This window comes from Streptomyces acidicola (assembly GCF_009377235.1).
Taxonomy (GTDB): Bacteria; Actinomycetota; Actinomycetes; order Streptomycetales; family Streptomycetaceae; genus Streptomyces; species Streptomyces acidicola.
In genome coordinates, this window is the sequence record NZ_VMNX01000024.1 from 38,694 (window position 1) to 59,957 (window position 21,264).

Here is a 21,264-nt window from a genome sequence, read left to right on the forward strand (position 1 = left end):
CATGACCAGCAAGCAATTCGATCTCGGCGGCGTCATCGTCGCGACGGCACTGCCCTACAAGGCGGACAGCTCCGCCCCCGCAGGCCTCGCCGTCGACTACGACCGCTACGCCGAGCACTGCGACTGGCTGATCAGCAATGGCTGCCGTGGCGTCGGGCCGAACGGCTCCCTCGGCGAGTACTCGTCGCTGACCGACGAGGAACGGCGCCGCGTAGTACAGGTCGCCGTCGAGGCAGTAGCCGGACGCGGCCTTGTGGTGGCCGGCGTGCACGGCGCGGGCTGGCACCAGGCCAGGCACTGGGCCGAGCTGGCCAAGGAGGACGGCGCCGACGGCGTGCTGGCCCTGCCGCCGACCCTTTACCGGGCCAGCGACGAGCAGGTGGTCGACCACTACAAGCACATCGCTGAGGTCGGCCTGCCGATGATGATCTACAACAATCCGTTCGACACCAAGGTCGACCTCGTGCCGCAGCTGGTGGCGGAGCTCGCCGAGATCGACGAGGTAGTGGCGATCAAGGAGTTCAGTGGGGACGTCCGGCGGGCGTTCGAGATTCGCGAGCTGTGCGACATCGACGTCATCGCGGGCGCCGACGACGTGCTCTTCGAGCTGATGGTCGACGGTGCGGTCGGCTGGTTCGCGGGTTTCCCCAACACCTTCCCGGCCGAGTCCGTCGCGATCTACGAGCACATGGTGGCCGGTCGTTACGACCAGGCCCGTGAGCTCTACAAGCAGCTCGTCGCCGTGTTCCGGTGGGACTCGCGGACCGAGTTCGTACAGGCCATCAAGCTCGGCATGGACATGGTCGGTCGGTTCGGCGGCCCGTGCCGCCCGCCGCGCGGCCCGCTCACCCCCGCGCACGAGAAGCAGGTGCGCGCCGACATGGAACGCGCGATCGCCGGGATCGCGGCGTTGTCCCCGGCGGCGGTCTGACATGCGGGCGAAGCGCCTGTTCTCGGCAGTCGACTCGCACACCGAGGGAATGCCCACCCGGGTGGTCACCGGCGGGATGGGCGTCATTCCCGGCGCGACGATGAACGAGCGCCGACTGCACTTCATGGAGCATCTGGACGACGTTCGGCGGCTGCTGATGAACGAGCCACGCGGGCACGCCGCGATGAGCGGGGCGATCCTGCAGCCGCCAACCCGGCCGGACGCCGATTTCGGCGTGCTGTTCATCGAGGTTTCCGGTTGCCTGCCGATGTGCGGCCACGGGACGATCGGGGTGGCCACGGTGCTGGTCGAGACCGGCATGGTCGCGGTCACCGAGCCGGTCACCACGATCCGGCTGGACACCCCGGCCGGGCTGGTGGTGGCGACCGTCCAGGTCAGCGACGGGCACGCCGACTCGGTGACGCTGGAGAACGTGCCGGCGTACAGCGACCGGCTGGACGCGACGATCGACGTGCCGGGGGTCGGGCGGGTGCCGTACAGCCTGGCCTTCGGCGGCAACTTCTACGCGATGGTCGACCTGGACGCGGTCGGGCTCCCGTTCGACCGGGCCCGTAAGACCGAGATCGTCACCGCGGGGTTGGCCATCATGGACGCGATCAACACCCAGACGCCGCCGAAGCATCCGGAAATCGCCGGCCTCGACCACTGCCATCACGTCGAGTTCATCGCACCCGGCTCGACGGCCCGGCATTCCCGGCACGCGATGGCGATCTTTCCCGGCTGGTTCGACCGGTCACCGTGCGGCACGGGAACGTCCGCACGGATGGCCGAGCTGTGGGCCCGCGGCGAGCTGGCGATCGGCGCCGACTTCATCAATGAATCGTTCATCGGCAGCCGGTTCACCGGGCGGCTGATCGGCGAGACGACGGTCGGCCCGCACCCCGCCGTCGTGCCGACCATCACCGGCCGCGCCTGGGTCACCGGGTTGGGGCAGTACATGCTCGACCCGTCCGACCCGTACCCGGCGGGCTTCGAGTTCTGAGGAAGACGCATGGACCTCACCGAGAGCTCGCCGGCCCAGCGGACAGGTCTGCTCAATGCGATCGCGGACGAGCTGACGGCCGCGGCCGACGAGCTGGTACCGCAGGCGATGGCCGAGACCGGGCTGGCCGAGGCGCGGCTGCGCGGCGAGCTGAAGCGCACGGTCGTGCAGCTGCGGTTGTTCGCCGACGTCTGCGCCGAGGGGGAGTTCCTCGATGTGCGCATCGACGAGGCCGACCCGGGGTTCGTGCTGGGCCCGCGTCCCGACCTGCGGCGGTTCAATCTGCCGGTGGGCCCGGTGCTGGTGTTCGCGGCGAGCAACTTCCCGTTCGCGTTCTCGGTCGCAGGCGGTGACACGGCCTCCGCGCTGGCCGCCGGATGTCCGGTGATTCTCAAGGCGCACCCCGGACATCCCCGGCTGTCGGCACTGACCGCCGAGAAGGTACGGGGTGCGCTGCTCAGGGCCGGCCTGCCTGCAGAGACCTTCGAGGTGGTCTTCGACCAGGAGGACGGCGTACGGCTGCTGCGCGACGACCGGATCGCCGCGGCCGCGTTCACCGGTTCTTTCGAGATCGGCCGGATGCTCGCCGGGATCGCCGCCGGGCGGGAGCGCCCGATCCCGTTCTACGGTGAGCTGGGCAGCGTGAACCCGGTCGTGGTGACGCCGGCTGCGCTGGCCGAACGGGCCGACGAGGTCGCGTCCGGCTTCGTCGCCGGCGTCTCGGGATCGGCCGGCCAGCTCTGCACCAAACCCGGCTTCCTGTTTCTGCCGGACGGCCACGGCCTGGCCCGGACGCTCGGCTCAGCAGCGGACGCGGTGCCCGGCCATCCGCTGCTGCACGAGGGCATAGCCGCCGCCTACACCGAGCGCCGCGCCGCCGTGCTCGCGGCTCCGGGAGTGGCCGTGCTGGCCGAGGGAGCCGTCGAGGCGGCCCCGGACGGCTGGTGCCGGGCCACTCCGACCCTGGTCGAGGTGGGACTGGACGATCTGCTGAAGCAGCGGAGCGCACTGCTGGACGAAGCGTTCGGTCCGCTGTCGATCGTCGTGCGCTATGACCCGGACCGCCCGGACTTACTGATGGACGCGATCGGCAGGCTGTTCCCAGGTGCGCTGACGGCCACGGTGCACAGTGCCGCCGGGGAGAACAACGAGTGGCTGCGAAGGCTCGTCGCGTTGCTGCGTGAACGCGTGGGCCGCTTGCTCTTCAACGGCTGGCCGACCGGTGTCGCGGTGACTCCCGCGATGCAGCACGGTGGCCCCTACCCGGCCACCACCGCCCCGGCGACGACGTCCGTGGGTACGGCCGCGATCCAGCGTTTCCTGCGCCCGGTAACCTTCCAGAACTGCCCACCGGAGCTGCTCCCCCCTGCGCTGCGTGACGACAACCCGTGGCGGGTGCCGCAGCGTCGTTCGGCCGCCGGAGCGTCGGTGAACTGGGGAAACCCCGTCTCCTGACGCAGGGACGAAACAGATTCTTTACCGGTGACACCCTTCCCCCCGTAGTGCGGTGTGACATATTACTGCGCCATAGCGAACAAAAGCGGAGGTACTCCGATGAACAGATTCCGCACCCGGATCACCGCCACTCTGGCCCTGACCACCACCACCGCCCTCCTGCTCACCGCCTGCGGAGCGGCCGACTCGGCCAGCTCAAGCGGCGGCACACGCAAGGTCGCCGTGCTCGCAGCCTCCAGCCAGAACGGTTACAACCAGGCCGTCTACAAGGGCGTCCAGCAGGCCGCGGCCGCATCCGGTAAGAAGATCACCCTGAAGCTCCTTGACGGCCAGTTCGACTCGAACACGCAGTTGTCGCAGCTGCAGAACGTCACCAGCACCGGCGACTACGACGGTGTCGTCGTAGTGCCCAACGACGGCGTCGGCCTGGCCGCGGCATTCCCGCTGTCCAAGAAGATCCCGGTCGCGACGGTGCTCAACCCCATAGGGCCGGACATCAACAAGATGGAGCCGCAGGTCGACGGCGTGGTCACCACCGTCGGAGTGCCGCCCGCCGCGGCTGCGCAGAAGCAGGCCGAGGGTGTGGTCACCTACTGCGCCCGCATCAACCCCTGCAAGGTCGTGCTGCTGGTCGGCAACCTGTCGACGCCGCTCGACGTGGCCCGCCGCAACGCCTACAAGAAGGTGCTCGGCGCCCACTCCAACATCGAGGTGGTCAGCACGGTCGAGGGCCAGTACGACCGGGACACCTCGCTCAAGGCGATCAGCAACGTGCTCCAGGCCCACAAGGACATCAACGTCATCCTCTCGAACGCCGACCAGGAGGCCGCCGGCGCGCAGATCGCCCTGCAGAACGCGGGCATCAAGCCGAGCAGCGTCTACCTGACGGGTGCCGGCGGCACCAAGGACGCCGTGGCGGCCGTCCGCTCCGGCGCATGGAAGGCCGCGTACATCAACTTCCCGCTGAGCATGGGCAAGGCCGCGATGGAGCAGCTGATCAAGGCGATGGACGGGGGCACGCCCAAGGCCGTGGTGGACTCGGACGGGATCGGCGGAGTCGAGCCGTACGCGACCAAGGAAACCCTGGCCAGGACCCCGGATTTCACCGGCGAATGGAACGGCTGACACCGATGGCCACCGCCCAGCCAGTCATCGAGCTAGCCGGCATCACCAAGCGGTTCGGCGGAACAGTGGCCCTGGAGGGCGTCGACCTGGTCGTGCACGCGGGCAGCGTGCACGCCCTGGTCGGGGAGAACGGGGCCGGAAAGTCCACCCTCGGCAAGATCGCAGCCGGGGTCTACTCACCCGATTCGGGGCGCATCGCCGTCGAGGGACAGCCGGTCGGGCGCTGGGACACCGTACGGGCACAGCGTCGCGGGATCGTGATGATCGCGCAGGAGCTGTCGCTCGTGCCTGACCTGACGGTGGCACAGAACGTCTTCCTCGGCATCGAGCAGAGCAGCTTCGGCATCCTGCGCCGTAACCATGGCCGCCGGTTCGCCGAGCTCGACGAGATCGCAGGCTTCGGCCTCGACCCGGATGCGCGGGTGGGCGATCTGCGCATCGCCGACCAGCAGAAGGTCGAGATCCTGCGCGCCCTGGCCCGGGAGGCCAAGGTGATCGTGATGGACGAGCCGACCTCGTCGCTCACCGCGCACGAGACCCAGCGGCTGCACGATGTGATCCGTCTCCTTACCGCGCAGGGACGGGCGATCGTCTACGTGTCGCACTTCCTCGACTCCGTGCTCGAGGTCAGCGACACCGTCACGGTGATGCGCGACGGCCGCAAGATCCGCACCGCGCCCGCGGCGGAGCAGACCAAGTCGTCCCTGGTGGAGGCGATGCTTGGCCGGGAGCTCGCTGTCTCGTTCCCGTCTCTGCCGCCCGCGCCCCACCCGGACGTCGAACCGCTGCTCAAAGTGGAGGCGCTGGCCAGTGACGGGGGAGTGGAGCGGGCCTCGTTCGAAGTACGGCCGGGCGAGATCGTCGGGCTGCTGGGGCTGGTCGGCTCCGGGCGCACGGAAATCGCCCGAGCCCTGATAGGCGCGGACCGGGTCACCGCCGGAAGCGTCACGCTGGACGGCCGCACGCTCGGCCGGATGACACCGCGGCACAGTCGCGATCTGGGCCTGGTACTGGTCCCCGAGGACCGGCACGGGCAGGGCCTGGTACTGCAGCGCAGCGTCACCGAGAACATGACACTTGCCTCTCTGGGCCGCTTCTCCCGGTTCGGCGTCATCGACCGACAGGCAGTCAGCAGGCAGGTGGACGAGCTGGTCCGCCGCCTGGAGCTGCGCCCGGCCAAGCCCGAACTGCCGGTACAGAGCTTCTCCGGTGGCAACCAGCAGAAGGCGCTGATCGCCAAGTGGCTGGTCGGCGATCCGAAGCTGGTGATTCTCGACGAACCGACCCGCGGTGTCGATGTCGGCGCCAAACTCGCCATCTACGAGCTCATCGCCGACCTGGCGGCCCGCGGCATCGGAGTGCTGCTGATCTCCTCGGAACACGAGGAAGTGCTCGGCCTCGCCCACCGCGCCCACCTGGTCAGCCGCGGCGAGGTGCTCGACGAGGTGGACCCGCGCGGGCTTGCTGTCGAAGACGTCCTCCGGCGGCTGTTCGATGTCGCGGACACGGCCGGAACAGGCGAAGCAGGAAAGGCAAAGGAGTCCATGCCATGACCGCCACCGAAACCGCGCCCGAGGCCGGCGCAGGCGTTGCCGTCCACGGCGGCACCCCGATCGGCCCCCGCGTCATCGCCTTCGCCCGGGACTACGCCGCACTGATCCTGCTGGCCGCGATCTTCGTGACGCTGTCGATCATCTCGTCGTCGTTCCTGTCCTTCACCAACGTCATGAACATCCTCAACCAGAGCACACCGCTCGCGATCATCGCCGTGGCCGGCACGTTCGTCATCGTCTCAGGAGCGTTCGACCTCTCCACGGCGGCGATGTACGCGGTGGTCAGCGTGGTCGCCGCATCGATCGCCACGTCCACCGGCAGCACATGGACGGCCTTGCTCGCCGCGCCCGTGCTGGGCCTCGTCATGGGTGCGCTCAACGGACTCGCCGTGACCCGTCTGAACGTGCACTCGTTCCTCGCCACGCTCGCCTCCAGCCTGGTCTACAAGGCGGTCGCCGTGCTGGTCACCGGGGGCTCGCTGATCACGGTGACCACGAGCGGCTTCTCCGATCTCGGGCGCGGTCAGGTCGCCGGGATCTTCTACTCGGTCCTCATCCTGCTGGTCGTCTTCGCCCTCGCATCGCTCCTGCTCAACGGCACGGTCTTCGGCCGGCATGTGTTTGCCGTCGGAGGTAACTCCGACGCGGCTCATCTCTCCGGCGTGCGTGTGGACCGGGTCAAGGTCACCGTGTTCGCGCTCAGCGGCCTGGCCGTCGGCATCGCCGGCGCGATCGGAGTCTCGCGCCTCGCATCAGGCCAGCCGCAGGCCGGCAGTGGCCTCGAACTGCAGGCCATCGCGGCGATCATCCTCGGCGGCACCAGCATCTACGGAGGCATCGGCGCGGTCTGGCGCTCGCTGGTCGGCGTCTACCTGATCGCCTTGATCGGCAACGGCTTCGACATTCTCAACGTCAATCCGCAGATGAAAGACCTGGTCACGGGTGTCATCATCCTGGCCGCGGTGGCGCTCGCGGCCGCCGACCGGCGTCGGCTCTGACCCGTCCCCCCAGCGCAGAAAGGTTTCGACATGGCTGAAGTACGCGTCGCCATCGACGTCGGTGGCACCTTCACCGATGTGGTGAAACTCGTCCCGCAGACCGGGGAGCTGCGGTTCGAGAAGGTGGCCACCACCCCGGCCGAGCCCACCAAGGGGGTGCTCGCGGCCTTCGCCGCCGCCGAGGCCGCGCTGCACGAGGTGACCACCTTCAACCATGGCTCCACACTCGGCCTCAACTCACTGCTGACACGCACCGGAGCCAAGGTGGCCGTGATCGCCACTGCCGGCTTCCGCGATGTCTACCTGCTCGGGCGAACCGACCGGCGACCCATGTACGCGCTCACCTACCGCAAGCCGGAAGCCCTGCTCAAGCGGCGGGACACCTTCGAGGTGGTGGAGCGTTCGCTGTTCGACGGCAGCGTTGCGACACCGTTCGACGAGTCCAGTGCGCGCTCGGTCGCCGCCGAGATCGCAGCCGGCGGCTATCAGGCGGTCGCTGTCTCCTTCCTCCACGCGTACGCGAACCCGGCGCACGAACTCGCCATGCGGGACGTACTGCACGAGATCGCGCCCGGCGTCGAAGTGACCCTGTCGCACGAGCTGTCCGGCGAGTACCGCGAGTACGAGCGCACCTCGACGGCCGTACTGGATGCGTACATCAAACCGATCATGCGGACATATCTCGAAGCCCTGGCGAAGCGGCTGGACGAGGGCGGCTTCGCCGGCCGGTTCCTGATGTCGCGCTCCGGCGGCGGCGCGATGACCGCCGCCGCGGCAACCCGGCAGCCGGTCAACCTGATCCTGTCCGGTCCGGCCGGCGGTGTCGTGGGCGCCGCTTCACTCGCCAAGGTGATCGGCACCCCCAACATGATCACCATCGACATGGGCGGCACCAGCCTGGACGCCTCACTGGTGCTCGACGGTGAGCCAGTGCTGCACCAGGGCGCCGAGTTCGAGGGCCTGCCCATCAACACCACCTCGCTCAACATCCACACCATCGGCGCGGGCGGCGGCTCGATCGCCTGGCTGGACGCGGCCGGCGCCCTGCAGGTCGGCCCGCAGAGCGCCGGAGCCTCCCCGGGCCCGGCCGCGTACGGGCGAGGCGGCACCCAGCCCACCTTCACCGACGCAGCCCTGATCCTCGGCTACATGGGCAGTGACTCGCCGCTCGGCGGCTCGCTGCGCCTCGACGACGATCTCGCCGCCAAGGCGCTGCAGCCGATCGCCGACCGACTCGGGATGAGCCTGCGCACGCTGGCCCGCGGCATCGTGCGCATCTCGACGATCAAAATCGTCGGCGCGGTCCGGGCGATCACCGTCGAACTCGGCCGCGACCCGAAGGACTTCGCGCTGCTCTCGTTCGGTGGAGGCGGCGGCCTGGTCGCCGTGGACGTGGCCCGCGAACTCGGCATCCCGACGGTCGTCGTGCCGCCGGGACAAGGCGCGTTCTCGGCACTGGGCATGCTCATGGCCGACGTGCAGCACGACTATTCACGCACCGACGTGCTCCCCCTGGCCTCGACCCCACAGGCGTACTTCGAAGAGGCGTTCGCCGCGATGGAGGCCGAGGCGAACACGGTCCTGGGCGACGAGGGCTTCGGCCCCGAACACCGCAGCCTGCACCACTCGGTCGACCTCCGCTACGCCGGCCAGGAGCACGCGGCGACCGTGCCCTACCCGGCCGAGAACGTCACCGACAACCTCGCGGACAGCTTCCGAGCGCTCCATGAACGGCTGTACGGCCACGTCATGGACGACGCGGTCGAGATCGTGACGCTGCGCCTGCGAGCGGTCGGCCTGGTCGACAAGCCCGCATGGCCCCGGCACACCGAGCGCACCATCGGCGAGCCGCCGGTGCTGGGTGAACGCCAGGTCTTCACGCAGTCCGACACAGGCGTTACCTACCGCCTTGTCAGCCGGGAGTCACTGATGGTCGGCGACATGATCGACGGCCCCGCGGTGGTCGCCGAGCACACGGCCACGACCGTGTTGCACACCGGCGACCGGCTGCGCGTGGCCGAACACGGTGAACTCGTCATCAGCGTCCACGCGGAGGAGAAGAACCAGTGACCGACGCGATCACCCTTGAGGTCATCCGGCACGCCCTGCTGGCTGCCGCCGAAGAGATGGCCCGCAACCTGTGCCGGACGGCGTACAACACCGTGGTCTACGAGATCCACGACTACGGCATCGGCCTGCACGACGCGAACGGCGACGTGGTAGCCGACGCGCCCGGCATCGCGATCTTCACACGGGGCAACGACCATGGTATCCACCGGGCGATCGAGCACCTCGGCGCCGACAACATGGCGCCCGGCGATGTGTTCCTGCTGAACTACCCGTACTGGTCGTCAGCGCACACACTGGACACCCTCGTCTTCGCACCGATCCGCGTCGACGAGCAACTGATCGGCTTCGCCTCGTGCCGCATCCACGTGCTCGACCTGAAGCAGAAGAACCCCGGGTACGTGCTCGACTCGACCGACATGTATCAGGAAGGCATGTTCTTCCCGGGCTCGCGCCTCTACCGCGCGGGCGAGCCCAACCAGGAGATCTTCGACATCATCCGGTTCAACTCCCGGATGCCCGAGCGGACCGTCGGCGACCTGCAGGCCCAGGTCTCGGCCTGCGTGACGGGAGTACGGCGTGTCCAGGAACTGGCTGCCAAGCACGGCGCCGACGTGCTGGCCGCCGCGATGCGGTCGATCAACGACCACGGCGAACGGCTGGCCCGGCTGGCCCTGGCCGACCTGCCGCGCGGCACCTGGAGCGCCACCGACATCGTTGACTCCGACGGCGTCGACACCGACCGCGAGATCCTGCTCAAGGCCACGGTCACGATCACCGAGGACGAGTTCGTCGTCGACTGGACCGGCAGCGAACGCGACGTACGCGGCCCCATCAACCTGCCGGTGGGCCAGACGATCGCGCTCTCCAGTCTCGTGTTCAAGGCACTGACCACGCCGGACACCCCAGTGGTGGCCGGCAACTTCGCTCCGCTGAAGGTGATCACCGATCCCGGCAGCGTCATGCACGCCGTGCCGCCGATGCCCACATTCACTCTGTGGACCGGTCTGCTCGCCGGCGAGGTGATCCTGAAGGCGCTCGCCCAGGGCATGCCGGAGCGCATTCCGGCCTGCTCCGGCGGCGACGTCTCGTCAATGATGGGACTCGGAACGAACCCGCGAACAGGCCAGCCGTGGCTGGAAGCGACCAACGAGGCCGTCGGGTTCGGCGGGCACGCCGACGGCGACGGAGAAGACGGCATCATGCACATGTCCGAGCCGGGCTGTCGCAACAATCCGGTCGAGGTACTGGAACAGAAGTCGCCCATGTTCATCGAACATTATGGCTATGTGCCGGACACGGCAGGTCCGGGCAGGCATCGCGGCGGCGTCGGCGTCCAGCGTGTCTACCGGTTCGCCGCACCGTCCACCGGCATCGCGCTGGTCTACCGCACCAAGTCGGCACCGTGGCCGATCGGTGGCGGCCGGCCTGCGACTCCCGCCCGGATCGTGCTCAACCCGGGCACCGAGCGCGAGGTCGTCACCCGGGGCAGCTACAACTCGCTTGCGGCGGGAGACGTCCTCGCCAACGTCACCGGCGGCGGGGGCGGCTACGGGCCCGCGTTCGAACGCGAGCCGGCGAAGGTGCTGGAGGACGTGATCGACGGCTTCGTGTCGGTCGAGGCGGCCCGGTCCGCCTACGGGGTCGTGATCACCGAGCAACCGTGGGCAGTCGACGAGTCGGCCACGGCACAGTTGCGGGCGGCCCTGTGACCACGGCCGACCTCGTCATTACGGACGCGCTGCTGCACGAAGACGAGCCCGTCGAAGCCGACGTGGTCGTACACGACGGGCGGATCGTGGCCGTCGGACCCGGTGCGGGCAAAAACCACCCGGCGTCGCGGACACTCGCTGCCGCTGGAGCGTCGCTCCTGCCGGGCCTCATCGACGCGCATTTCCACGCCTACGCGACAAGCCTCGACGCGTGGCAGTTGGAGAACACACCGCTCAGCTTCGTGGCACTGGCAGGCGCCCGGAGGCTGAGCCGGGCGCTGCGCCGCGGGTTCACCACGGTCCGTGACGTCGCGGGTGGCGACGCCGGCCTGGACCAGGCGATCGCCACAGGACTGATCGAGTCCCCCCGCTATCTGTGGACCGGCCCGGCCATGAGCCAGACAGGCGGTCACGGCGACCCGCGCGCCGCCGACACCGACATCTGCTTCCACTCCGGGCCCATGAACCAGGTGGTCGACGGGGTGGACAACCTGAGGGTCGCGGCGCGCGACCGGTTCCGTCGCGGCGCACACGCCCTCAAGATCATGACCTCCGGCGGCGTGGTGTCGCCCACCGACCCGATCCGGGTGCCGCAGTACTCGGCCGAGGAGATCCGGGCGGTGACCGAGGAAGCCCGACGACGCGGCAGCTACGTCGCCGCCCACGCCTACTCACCCGAGGCGATCCAGCACTCGATCGCGGGCGGGGTGCGCTCCATCGAGCACGGCAACCTGTTGGACACGGACACGGCCGCAGCGATGGCCGCCGCCGGGGCGTTCCTGGTACCGACGCTGGCGGCCTACGACGCGATGGCCCGGCGCTGGCGGGAGGTAGCCCTGAGCCCCGTGCAACGCGCCAAGAACGCCGAGGTGCTGGACTCAGGCGTCAGAGCGGTACGACGCGCACAAGAGGCCGGGGTGCGCGTCGGTTTCGGGACCGACTTGATGGCCGACCTGGAAGACGATCAACTGCGCGGACTGAAACTGCAAGCCGAAGCAATCGGCTGGCAGGCGGCCCTGCGCTCGGCAACCAGAGTGAACGCAGAGCTCATCAATCGGCCCGACCTGGGCCGCGTCGCGGTGGGCGCGACCGCCGACCTGCTTCTGCTGGACGGCCGACTCACCGATGACGAGACGTTGCTGTGGGACGAGAAGCGGAGCCGCACCGTGATTCAGGGTGGAGTGCCGAAATGACAGTTCCTGACTTGTCCTGCCTGGTCCTGCCCGACCGGGCCCCGGCGGAGTTCCTGGCCAGGGTCCGTGACGCGGAGCAGGCGGGTGCGCGTACGGTCTGGACGTACGATCACTTGTCCTGGCGTGACCTGGCCGACGGCCCCTGGTTCAGCACGGTGCCGCTGCTCGCGGCGGCGGCTGGGGCAACATCCACCGTGCGCCTCGGTGCGCAGGTGGCGACGCCCAACTTCCGGCATCCCGTGCCGTTCGCGAAAGAGGTCATGACCCTCGACCACATGGCCGCGGGGCGGCTGGAGCTGGGTGTGGGAGCGGGCGCGGAAGACGCGGACGCACGCGTGCTCGGCCAGGCGCCGCTGACTCGCAAGGAGCGCAGCAACCGATTCGAAGAGTGGGCGACGCTGCTCGCCACTCTGCTGGAGCAGGACCGCACGACCTCCCGTGGGTCCTTCTACAGTGCCGAAGATGCGCGAATGATCCCGGGCTGTGTGCAGCAGCCCCGGGTGCCGCTGACCGTCGCCGCGACGGGCCCACGGAGTATGCGACTGGCGGCACTCCTGGGCTCGGCCTGGGTGACCTATGGGCCGTATCGCCAGTCACCGGGGCCGCAGGAGTGGCTGGCGGCGATCGCGGAGCAGAACAAGAGTCTGGGCAAGGTGATCGCCGAGGTGGCGCCAGGCAAACAGATCCGCCGCATCGCGCAGGTGGCGCTCGACGAAGCGCGCCCCTTCGGGGACGCGGACACCTACCGGCAGTTTGCCGAGGACGTGGCGGCAGCGGGATTCGACGAACTCACCGTGCACTGGCCACGCCCCGACGGCCGAGGCGTGCCGGCCGCCGCCATCGACATGGTCGTTGCCACTCATGCCTGAGCCGTTCACAGGACTGGCCCACCATGGGCCAGTGCGGTGGCCGGCGGTGTTGGCGGGTCGGGCTCGTCGGCCGACCCGGGCGCAGGCCGGACGCACTGCTGGTGGACCGCGGCTACGGCCACGACAAGTACCGTCGACGGCTCCGGCAGCGCGGCGTCCGCCCCGTGAACGCCGAGCGAGGCGAACCACACGGCCCCGGCCTGGGCATCGTCCACTGGGTCGTCGAGCGCACCACGCCAACCTCCTGCCTGCACTGCTTTCGCCGCCCGCGCATCCGCTGGGAAAGCGCGACGCCGTCACATTCGACGCCGTGGTCAGGTCCTCCTACAGAACGTGGAACACAGGCAGCAGCGCAAAGTCACATTGCTCAGTTGCCAGTCATCCATCGCTCCAGCCCGGACGCGTCCAACGGCAGCGCGTCGGACAACACCTCCGCGCCTTCAGAGGTGACCAGGATGTCGTCCTCGATGCGCACGCCGATGCCGCGCAGTTCCGGCGGCACGGTCAGGTCGTGCGCATGGAAGTACAGGCCGGGCTCGACCGTGAGCACCATGCCGGGGGCCATCGTGCCACCTTGGTACGCCTCGTCGCCGGCCCGCGCGCAGTCGTGCACGTCCAGCCCCAGGTGGTGGCCGATGCCGCAGACCAGGTAGCGACGATGGTGCTGGCCCGTGTCGGACAGCGCCTCGTCCACGGAGACCGGCAGCAGCCCCCAGTCGGCAAGGCCGTGCGCGATCACCTCCATGGCGGCGTGGTGGAAGTCGGTGAACGGTCGGCCCGGGCCCACTGCCTTGAGCCCGGCCCGATGGGCCATCTCCACCAGGTCGTGCACCCTCCGCTGGGTGGGGGAGAACCGACCGGAGGCCGGGAAGGTACGGGTGACATCGGCGGTGTAGTGGCTGTCCACCTCCACGCCCATGTCGAGCAGGAGCAGTTCGTCCGGGAGTACCGGGCCGTCGCAGCGGACCCAGTGCAGTGTCGGCGCGTGCTTGCCGCTGCCGACGATCGACGCGTAGCCCGGGCCGTTGCCGTACGCGTGGGCGTACCGGTCGAAGGTGCCCTGCAGCCATCGTTCCCCCGGGCCCTCGATTGCGGCCGGGATCTCGCGCACGACCGCGGCGAAGCCCTCGACCGTGCGGTCCACGGCTCGGCGGAGTTGTCCGACCTCCCACGCGTCCTTGTACATGCGCAGCTCGGCCAGGGTCCGGCCGACTTCCTCGTCGACCGTCACGTCCTCGCGGAGCTCCGAAAGGGGGCGCACGTCGATGCCCAGAGCATCTGCCCAGTCATCGAGGCCCGGTGCGGCCCCGATCCACAGCTCGCCATACCTGGCGTCCCGCCAGAAAGCCTGCTCGCCGGGGTGGGCGGGAGGCGGTATGTAGAGCGTGGCGTCGCCGGCCCGCAGCACCACTACGGCGTTCTCGATCGCACAGCCCGTCACCCAGTAGAAGTCGCTGTCCGGGCGGAAGTCGTACGTCGTGTCGTTGCTGCGGACAGGAGCCTCCCCCGCACTCAGCACCACGGTCCTGCCGGGAAGCGCGGCAGCCAACCGCGCCCGGTGATCGGCGGCGGCCTCGGCGGCGCCGGGGACGACGGATGGCGTACGGTCGGGAGTGTCCCAGCCCGTGACCATGTACGCGTTGAATGCGGGGACGTCGGTCAGCTTCGGGGGCTTGCCGTCACGCACCGGTGATTCCTCCTCCTGCGTCCTGCATCAGCTCGGTCAGCCGGGCGAAGACCCGCTCGTCGCCGATGCCGTCGTGTTCGTACTCGTTGGTGACCCAGGTCAGGCTGTTTCCGACCCGTGAGACCGTGTCCAGTTGCAGGCCCGCGTCCACGTACATGTCGTCGTGGTAGACGGCGGCGACGACCGGAACCTCGTTGGCGGCCAGTCGGTCGAGGTCGTACAACGGAGGCCACTTCTCGCGGGCGGCCAACAGCTCTACCGCCCCCTGGAACGGGCGTAGTTCGGCGATCTCCCGGAACATCCAGGGGTAGATCATCTCCCCCGTGAACAGCAGCGGTCTGGCGTCCTCCGCGAACTGCGGGTGCCGGGCCCGCTCGGTCTGCGCCGCCCACGCGGTCGCGCCGGCGCCGTGCCCGTAGATACTCTCCTGCAGCGCCGCGAAGAGCGGGTTGTCGCTGTACGAGGTCCGGGTCAGCACCTGGTGCAGGAACGCGACCGACAGTTCGTTCCCGTTGAACGCCTCGTCGAGCAGCCAGTGCAGGCGCTCGTGGCCCGGCTTCATACCGAGGTCGATGCCGAGCGACTGCAGCCGCCGGATGGTCAGCACGTCGCCGTCGGGGAGCCGCACATCGCCCTCGGACAGCCGGTCGGCGATCCGGCCGACGTGTTCGACGTGTTGCGGGTATCGCCGGTAGAACGCCTCGTTCTTCGCTTCGACCCGCGGGTACGTACGCCCGTAGACCTCGGCGGCCGACGGTTCGAGACCGGGCAGTCCTCCGGTGACGTAGCAGACACTCAGCCCCTCGGGGGCCCGGGACAGGTACGTCAGAGTGAGGAAGCCGCCGTACGACTGCCCAAGCGTGGACCAGCGCGTGCCGTCGTAGACGGTCTTCCGCAGGTACTCGTGGTCCGCCACGATCGAGTCGGCCCGGAAACACGTGAGGAAGTCCGCACCCTCCTGGGCCGTCGCGAACGCGCTCATCCGGCGGGCGTCGATCCGGGTACTGCGGCCTGTGCCGCGCTGGTCGACCATGACCACCCGGTGCGTCCTGAGGGCCTGGCCGATCCATCCGCTCCGGTCGAGCGGGCGTGGACCTTTCCCGCCGGGGCCGCCTTGCAGATAGACCAGGCAGGGCAGGTCCTCGTCCTTCCGCGTGGGAGCGGTGAGTTCACGGGCGAAGAGCTGGATCGTCCCGTGGGCCGGATCGGACCAGTCGAGCGGGACGTCCACGAGGTGCTCCCGCACGTGCATGCCGGGAATCGTGTAGGTGACGGTGCCGGTCATGCGGTGGCGGCCCTCCTTCGGCGGTCCCACTCCGGGTTGATCCGGGGAACGGCAGCCAGCAGCGTTCGCGTGTACGGGTGGCGAGGGTCGTCGAAGACCTGGCCGCGCGGCCCTTGTTCGACGATCTTTCCCCCGCTCATGACCGCCACTCGGTGCGCGATCCGCCGGACCACGGCCAAGTCGTGGGCGATGAAGATGTAGCTGAACCCGCTCTCGCGCTGAAGGCGCAGCAGCAGCTCAAGGACCTGTGCCTGAACGGACACGTCCAGCGCGGAGACCGCCTCGTCGCAGATCACCAGTTTCGGATTGACGGCGAGCGCACGGGCGATGCCGATCCGCTGGGCCTGGCCGCCGGAGAACTGCGCGGGATACCGCTGGGCGTGGTCGGGGTTGAGACCGACCCGCTCCATCAGCTCCCCGGTGTACGCTCGCCGGCCTCCGCTGGGTGCGATGCCCTGGTAGTCGAGCGGCGCCATCAGGATGCGCTCGACGGTGTGCCGGGGGTTGAGCGAGGAGAACGGATCCTGGAAGACGACCTGCACGTCGGCGCGGTAGCGGGCGAGTTGCGCGCCTGTGGCGTGGGTGACGTCCTCGTCCTCGAACTCCAGGGTGCCCGCACTCGGCTCCATCAACTTGGCGACGATCCGCGCGCTGGTGGACTTGCCGCTGCCGGACTCGCCGACCACGGCGAGGGTCTCCCCCCGGTGTACTGCGAAGCTGACGCCGTCCACGGCGGTGAACTCGCTCTTGCGGCCGAACGTGCCACGGGTGGTGAACCGCTTGGTCAGGTCGCGGGCGCTGAGCAGTACGTCGGTCACAGAACCACCTCGTCGGCGGAAAGATCATCAGTGATGCGCGGGATGCTCTCCAGCAGCCTGCGCGTGTAGGCGTGCTCAGGTGCCGAGAAGACCTGCTCGGCAGTGCCGTACTCGACCTGCTCGCCCCGGCACATCACGAGCACACGCGTCGCGATCGAGCTGATCACGGCGAGGTCATGGGTGATGAAGACCATCCCGGTGCGGGTCTGCCGCTGCAGGTCGGCGAGCAGACGCAGGATCTGGGCCTGCACCGTCACGTCCAGGGCCGTGGTCGGCTCGTCGGCGATGAGCAGCCCGGGGGAACAGACCAGCGCCATCGCGATCATGATGCGTTGTCGTTGCCCGCCGGAGAACTGGTGGGGGTAGTGCCCGGTCCGTCGCTCCGGTTCCGGGATGCCGACCCGCTCCAGCGCCTCGACGGCGACCTTCCTGGCCTCCTTACGCGAACCGCCGAGGTGCGCCCGGTACATCTCCTCGATCTGCAGGCCGACCGTGTAGTACGGGTTCAGCGAGGACAGCGGATCCTGGAAGATCATGGACGCCTGCGCGCCGCGTATCCGACGCATCTCGCGGTCGCCCAGGCCGAGCAGTTCGACGCCGTCCAGCCGGACGCTGCCGGTCGTGAGGGCCCCGCGCGGCAGCAGGCCCATGATGGCCAGGCTGGTCATCGACTTGCCCGAGCCGGATTCGCCGACGATGCCGACGGTCTCGTTCCGGCCCACCGTGAAGGACACGTCCTTGACGACGGCCACGGGACCGCGCGTGGTCGGCAAGGTGACGGTGAGGTTCTCCACGACCAGCAGTTCGCTCGTCACGTCCGGACCCGACGCGGCTGCGCTCATCGGATCCTCGCTCATCGGACCCTGGCCCCTCATCGGATCCTCACTCTCGGGTCGAGGGCGGTGTACACGAGGTCGACCACGACGTTGCCCACCACCACGAAGAAGGCCGCGAGGAGCGTGACCGCCATGATCACCGGCTGGTCGTTCTTGGCTATCGAGTCGGCGGCCATTTTCCCGATGCCGTTGAGACCGAAGACGGTCTCGGTGATCAGCGCGCCGCCCAGCAGCGCGGCGAAGTCCATGCCGAAGATCGTGACGATCGGCGTGAGCGCGGGTCGCAGCGCGTGCCGCCGCATCGTGAGGACGGGTGCCAGGCCCTTGGAACGGGCGGTGCGGAAGAAGTTCTCGGCCAGCGTGTCGATGACGTTGGCCCTCGTCAGCCTGGCGTACAGGCATGCGGCGCCGGTGGCGAGCACGATCCACGGCATCAGGTACGACTGGAACCACAGCCAGGGGGCGTCAGTGAAGGCCACGCTCGACGGGAACGGCAGGATCTGCAGCTTGACGACGAGGACGTACTGCAGGGCGAGCGCGAGCACGTAGTTGGGGATGCTGGCACCGCCCAGGGCCAGGTTCATGGCGGACCGGTCCCACCAGGTGCCCTCTTTGACCGCGCTGAGCAGTCCCATGGTGATGCCGGCGAGCAGCCAGAGCGTGGCCGCGCCGATCGCGAGGGTGGCGGTGACGGGGAGCCGGTCCAGGACCATCTGCCACACGGATTGGTTGGTCTGGAACGAGTAGCCGAGGCAGGGGGCCGGGCAGTGCACGAGGTTCGTGCCGGAGCCGTAGTCCCGCCCGGCGAACAGCCCGCTCAGGAAGTCCCAGAACTGGGTGAGGAACGGCTTGTCGATGCCGAGGACGGTGCGGATCTGCGTGACCCGTTCCGGTGTGCAGGTCTTGCCGCAGATCATCAGCGCGGGGTCCGGTGACAGCTTGAAGAAGATGAGGTAGGTGAACAGGCAGACCAGAAAGAGGATCAGTACGAGCCCGGTGATCCGGCCGGCGAGGTAGCGCGCCATCAGGCGGCCTCCCCCGCGTCGGTGGCGGCCCGGACCCGGTCCCCGAGCACGGTGAGGGACAGCACGGTCAGGAAGAGGAAGAGCCCGGGGATCGCGAAGTACAGGGGATCCACGGCGTACCAGGTGACCGAGTTGGCGATCATCTGGCCCCAGGACGGCGTCGGCGGGCTGACGCCGACGCCCAGGAACGACAGCCCGGCCTCGGTTCCGATGTATCCGGGCACGGCGAGCGTCGTCATCACGATGAGCGAACTCCGCAGGTTCGGCAGGATCTCCTTGAACACCAGATCGCGCCGGGAAGCCCCCGAGGCGCGGGCCGCCTCGACGAAGTCCCGGTTCAGCAGCGTCAGTGTCTGCCCGCGCACCACACGCGCGAGATAGGGCCAGCCGAACAGGCTGATCACGGCGACCAGCAGCAGCGACCTGTTCCCCGTCGGCAGCGACGACAGGATGGCGATCATGAAGATCAGTGCCGGAAAGGCCATCAGGAAGTCCATGACCCGCGAGACGACCTGGTCGACCCAGCCGCCGTAGAAGCCGGCGACCATGCCGAGGACCACGCCCAGCAGGGTGGTCAGCACCGTCGCCGAGGCGGCGATCAGGAACGACACGCGTGCGCCGTACGCGATGCGCGCCAGTATGTCGCGGCCGTTCAACGGCTCGACACCGAAGGGGTGTTCGGCGCTGATACCGCCGAACGCACCCTTCGGAAGGCCGCCCGCGTCGACGTCGATGGCCGCCATGTCGAACTGCGTTGGTCCTTGGCCGGTCAGGGCACTGATGAGTGGCGCGCAGAGCGCCATCAGCACCATCAGGGCAAGGAAGGAGGCGCTCAACAGCGCGGCACGGTCGTGCCGCAGCGCGCCCAGGATCCGGCGGCCGGGGGTGATGGACGCGCCGGGTGCGCCCGCCGACGTCCCGGCCTGTGCGTCGTGCGTGAAGGCAGTCGTCATCGGCCGCCTACTTCCCCGAGTCCTTGAGGCCTACGGAGACCAGGTCGATGCCACCGCTGAACGAGGCGGACAGATAGGCGCCCGCGATGTTGGCGCCTGGGATGAGCAGGGCCTTCTCGTAGGCCAGCGGGATGATCGGGGCCTCGGCCATGATCTGCTTGTCCAGCGCGCCGTACGCCTTGTTGGCGGCGTCCACGTCCTTCATGGCCGCGATCTCGTCGATCCGCTTGTTGATGGCCTCGTTGTCGAGCTGCGCCAGGTTGGTGTTCGCGGTCGGGGTGATCCTGCGACCGTCGAACAGTGGCGGCAGGAAGGTCGAACCGGACGCCCAGTCGGGGCACCAGCCGGTGACGGCGAGGTCGTGCTGCTTGGCCGTGGTGCCGATGACCTCGTAGTACGACGAGGTGTCGATGGTGTTGATCTTCACCTTGATGTTCAGAGGCTTGAGCGCCTCCTGGATCGCCACCGCAACCGCCGTGTTCTTGGGATCCGGACGGTTGTCCAGGGTGAGGGTGAACCCGCCCGACACACCGGCCTCGGCGAGCAGTTTCCTGGCCTTGTCCTCGCTGTGCGGGTAGAGGTCGTAGTCCGTACGGCCGCGGATGGTCGGCGGCTGGATCGCGGTCGCTTTGGCAGCGAGCCGGGAGCCGCCGAGCGCGGCGACGACCGTGTTCTTGTCGATCGCGTACGCGATGGCCTTGCGCACCCTCGGGTCGGAGAGGTGCCCGCGGGTCGTGTTCATCCCCATGTACGTGGTGCAGCCCGCGTACCCGGACATCGTGCGCGCCTTCAACTGCGGCGTCTGGATCCGCGACAGGGTCGCCGGCTGGATGGTGCCGGCATTGCCCGCGATGGCGTCGACGTCCGTGCCCTGACCGGCCAGCAGACGTTCGTCGATGGTGGCGCCGTCGAGCCCGAAGGTCCACTCGAAGGCGTCCGGCTTGGCCGCCCGGACCTTGTCGGTCGACGCCTTCCACTGCGGGTTGCGGACCAGCTTGAGCGAGGTGCCGTGGTCGTAACTGGCCACCTTGTAGGGGCCGGAGGCTATGGGCTTGGTGTCGAAGGCGTGCTTCGCGCCGGTTCCCTTCGGGAATGGCGTGAAGTTGGGCATCGTCAGGGCGCTGGGGAAGTCGGGGAAGGGCTTCTTCAGATGGAAGACGACGGTCTTGGCATCGGGCGTCTCGATCGAGTCGAGGCCATCGGACTGGTAGGGCCCCTTGTAGTCGGCCGGCGCCTCGATCAGTTCCTTCGGGTACGGCGATCCGCCCATCTCGGGGTCCCACGCACGCTCGATGCCGAACTTCACGGCCGCGCTGTCGATCGGTGTCCCGTCCTCGAAGGCCAGGCCGTCCTTGAGGTGGTACGTCCAGGTCTTCGCGTTGTCGGACGGGGTGCCGGTGTCGGTGGCCAGATCGGGCACGATCTTCGTGCCCTCGGCGCCGGGTCCGGCGCCGACCGTGGTCAGGCCGCGGTAGATGAGCCGGTAGAAGTTGTTGACACCGCCGTCCCAGCCGAGCCCTGGGTCCAGGTGGGAGAAGTCCGCATCGGCCAGGATGCGGACGGTGCCGCCGGTGGCCGGAGTCGGCGAGGATCCGGCTCCGCCCTTGTCGGAGGTGATGCCCGCACCGCCGGTACAGGCTGCGAGCGTCAGCGTGCTGAGCACCGTGATACCAGTAAGAACCGCAGGTCTCCTCATGGGGCACTCCTTGGGTCGATACGGGTGGACGAACTCGATGGGTGGGTCCATTGGGTGG

Annotated in this window: 17 protein-coding genes; 10 read left to right on the plus strand and 7 right to left on the minus strand. The window is 68.9% G+C overall.

Features of this window, described 5'->3' with window-relative positions; all coding sequences use genetic code 11:
• Position 1 precedes the first annotated feature (1 nt).
• The 10 genes from FPZ41_RS10000 to FPZ41_RS10045 all read left to right on the plus strand — a co-directional run bounded on the left by FPZ41_RS10000 (position 2) and on the right by FPZ41_RS10045 (position 12,906).
• Positions 2–931, plus strand: a complete 930-nt coding sequence (locus FPZ41_RS10000; RefSeq protein WP_131559560.1) for a dihydrodipicolinate synthase family protein — start codon at positions 2–4, stop codon at positions 929–931.
• Position 932: 1 nt separating this feature from the next.
• Positions 933–1,934, plus strand: coding sequence for a proline racemase family protein (locus FPZ41_RS10005; protein ID WP_152861151.1), 1,002 nt, complete (start codon positions 933–935; stop codon positions 1,932–1,934).
• A gap of 9 nt (positions 1,935–1,943) precedes the next feature.
• Complete coding sequence (locus FPZ41_RS10010) at positions 1,944–3,389, plus strand: aldehyde dehydrogenase (NADP(+)) (protein WP_152861153.1); 1,446 nt, start codon at positions 1,944–1,946, stop codon at positions 3,387–3,389.
• 99 nt (positions 3,390–3,488) lie between these two features.
• On the plus strand, positions 3,489–4,514 hold the full coding sequence (locus FPZ41_RS10015; protein WP_152861155.1) for a sugar ABC transporter substrate-binding protein: 1,026 nt from the start codon (positions 3,489–3,491) through the stop codon (positions 4,512–4,514).
• Positions 4,515–4,519: 5 nt separating this feature from the next.
• Positions 4,520–6,067 carry a sugar ABC transporter ATP-binding protein gene (locus FPZ41_RS10020; protein WP_152861157.1) on the plus strand — a complete coding sequence of 516 codons (1,548 nt, stop codon included), beginning with the start codon at positions 4,520–4,522 and terminating at the stop codon, positions 6,065–6,067.
• On the plus strand, positions 6,064–7,065 hold the full coding sequence (locus FPZ41_RS10025) for an ABC transporter permease (protein WP_152861159.1): 1,002 nt from the start codon (positions 6,064–6,066) through the stop codon (positions 7,063–7,065). Before FPZ41_RS10020 ends, FPZ41_RS10025 begins: the two co-directional genes overlap by 4 nt.
• Positions 7,066–7,095: 30 nt before the next feature.
• Positions 7,096–9,135: a hydantoinase/oxoprolinase family protein gene (locus FPZ41_RS10030; RefSeq protein WP_152861161.1), complete on the plus strand. Its 2,040-nt coding sequence runs from the start codon at positions 7,096–7,098 to the stop codon at positions 9,133–9,135.
• Complete coding sequence (locus tag FPZ41_RS10035; RefSeq protein ID WP_322620034.1) at positions 9,132–10,844, plus strand: hydantoinase B/oxoprolinase family protein; 1,713 nt, start codon at positions 9,132–9,134, stop codon at positions 10,842–10,844. Before FPZ41_RS10030 ends, FPZ41_RS10035 begins: the two co-directional genes overlap by 4 nt.
• Positions 10,841–12,037: a metal-dependent hydrolase family protein gene (locus tag FPZ41_RS10040; protein WP_322620035.1), complete on the plus strand. Its 1,197-nt coding sequence runs from the start codon at positions 10,841–10,843 to the stop codon at positions 12,035–12,037. Before FPZ41_RS10035 ends, FPZ41_RS10040 begins: the two co-directional genes overlap by 4 nt.
• Complete coding sequence (locus FPZ41_RS10045; RefSeq protein WP_152861163.1) at positions 12,034–12,906, plus strand: LLM class flavin-dependent oxidoreductase; 873 nt, start codon at positions 12,034–12,036, stop codon at positions 12,904–12,906. The genes FPZ41_RS10040 and FPZ41_RS10045 overlap by 4 nt, the downstream gene beginning before the upstream one ends.
• A 367-nt stretch (positions 12,907–13,273) precedes the next feature.
• Here FPZ41_RS10045 and FPZ41_RS10050 read toward each other — a convergent pair whose 3' ends face one another.
• The 7 genes from FPZ41_RS10050 to FPZ41_RS10080 are packed head-to-tail and all read right to left on the minus strand — an operon-like array spanning position 13,274 to position 21,206.
• Positions 13,274–14,539, minus strand: coding sequence for an aminopeptidase P family protein (locus FPZ41_RS10050; protein WP_152861193.1), 1,266 nt, complete (start codon positions 14,537–14,539; stop codon positions 13,274–13,276).
• 46 nt (positions 14,540–14,585) lie between these two features.
• Positions 14,586–15,878: an alpha/beta fold hydrolase gene (locus FPZ41_RS10055; protein WP_152861165.1), complete on the minus strand. Its 1,293-nt coding sequence runs from the start codon at positions 15,876–15,878 to the stop codon at positions 14,586–14,588.
• A complete protein-coding gene (locus FPZ41_RS10060) occupies positions 15,875–16,696 on the minus strand; it encodes an ATP-binding cassette domain-containing protein (RefSeq protein ID WP_322620037.1) in 822 nt (273 codons plus the stop codon). Before FPZ41_RS10060 ends, FPZ41_RS10055 begins: the two co-directional genes overlap by 4 nt.
• Positions 16,693–17,553 carry an ABC transporter ATP-binding protein gene (locus FPZ41_RS10065; RefSeq protein ID WP_152861167.1) on the minus strand — a complete coding sequence of 287 codons (861 nt, stop codon included), beginning with the start codon at positions 17,551–17,553 and terminating at the stop codon, positions 16,693–16,695. The genes FPZ41_RS10060 and FPZ41_RS10065 overlap by 4 nt, the downstream gene beginning before the upstream one ends.
• A 14-nt stretch (positions 17,554–17,567) precedes the next feature.
• Positions 17,568–18,557 carry an ABC transporter permease gene (locus tag FPZ41_RS10070; protein ID WP_152861169.1) on the minus strand — a complete coding sequence of 330 codons (990 nt, stop codon included), beginning with the start codon at positions 18,555–18,557 and terminating at the stop codon, positions 17,568–17,570.
• Positions 18,557–19,510, minus strand: a complete 954-nt coding sequence (locus FPZ41_RS10075) for an ABC transporter permease (RefSeq protein WP_152861171.1) — start codon at positions 19,508–19,510, stop codon at positions 18,557–18,559. The genes FPZ41_RS10070 and FPZ41_RS10075 overlap by 1 nt, the downstream gene beginning before the upstream one ends.
• Positions 19,511–19,517: 7 nt before the next feature.
• Entirely contained in the window at positions 19,518–21,206 is a 1,689-nt protein-coding gene (locus tag FPZ41_RS10080; RefSeq protein WP_152861173.1) for an ABC transporter substrate-binding protein, read from the minus strand.
• Positions 21,207–21,264: the final 58 nt, after the last annotated feature.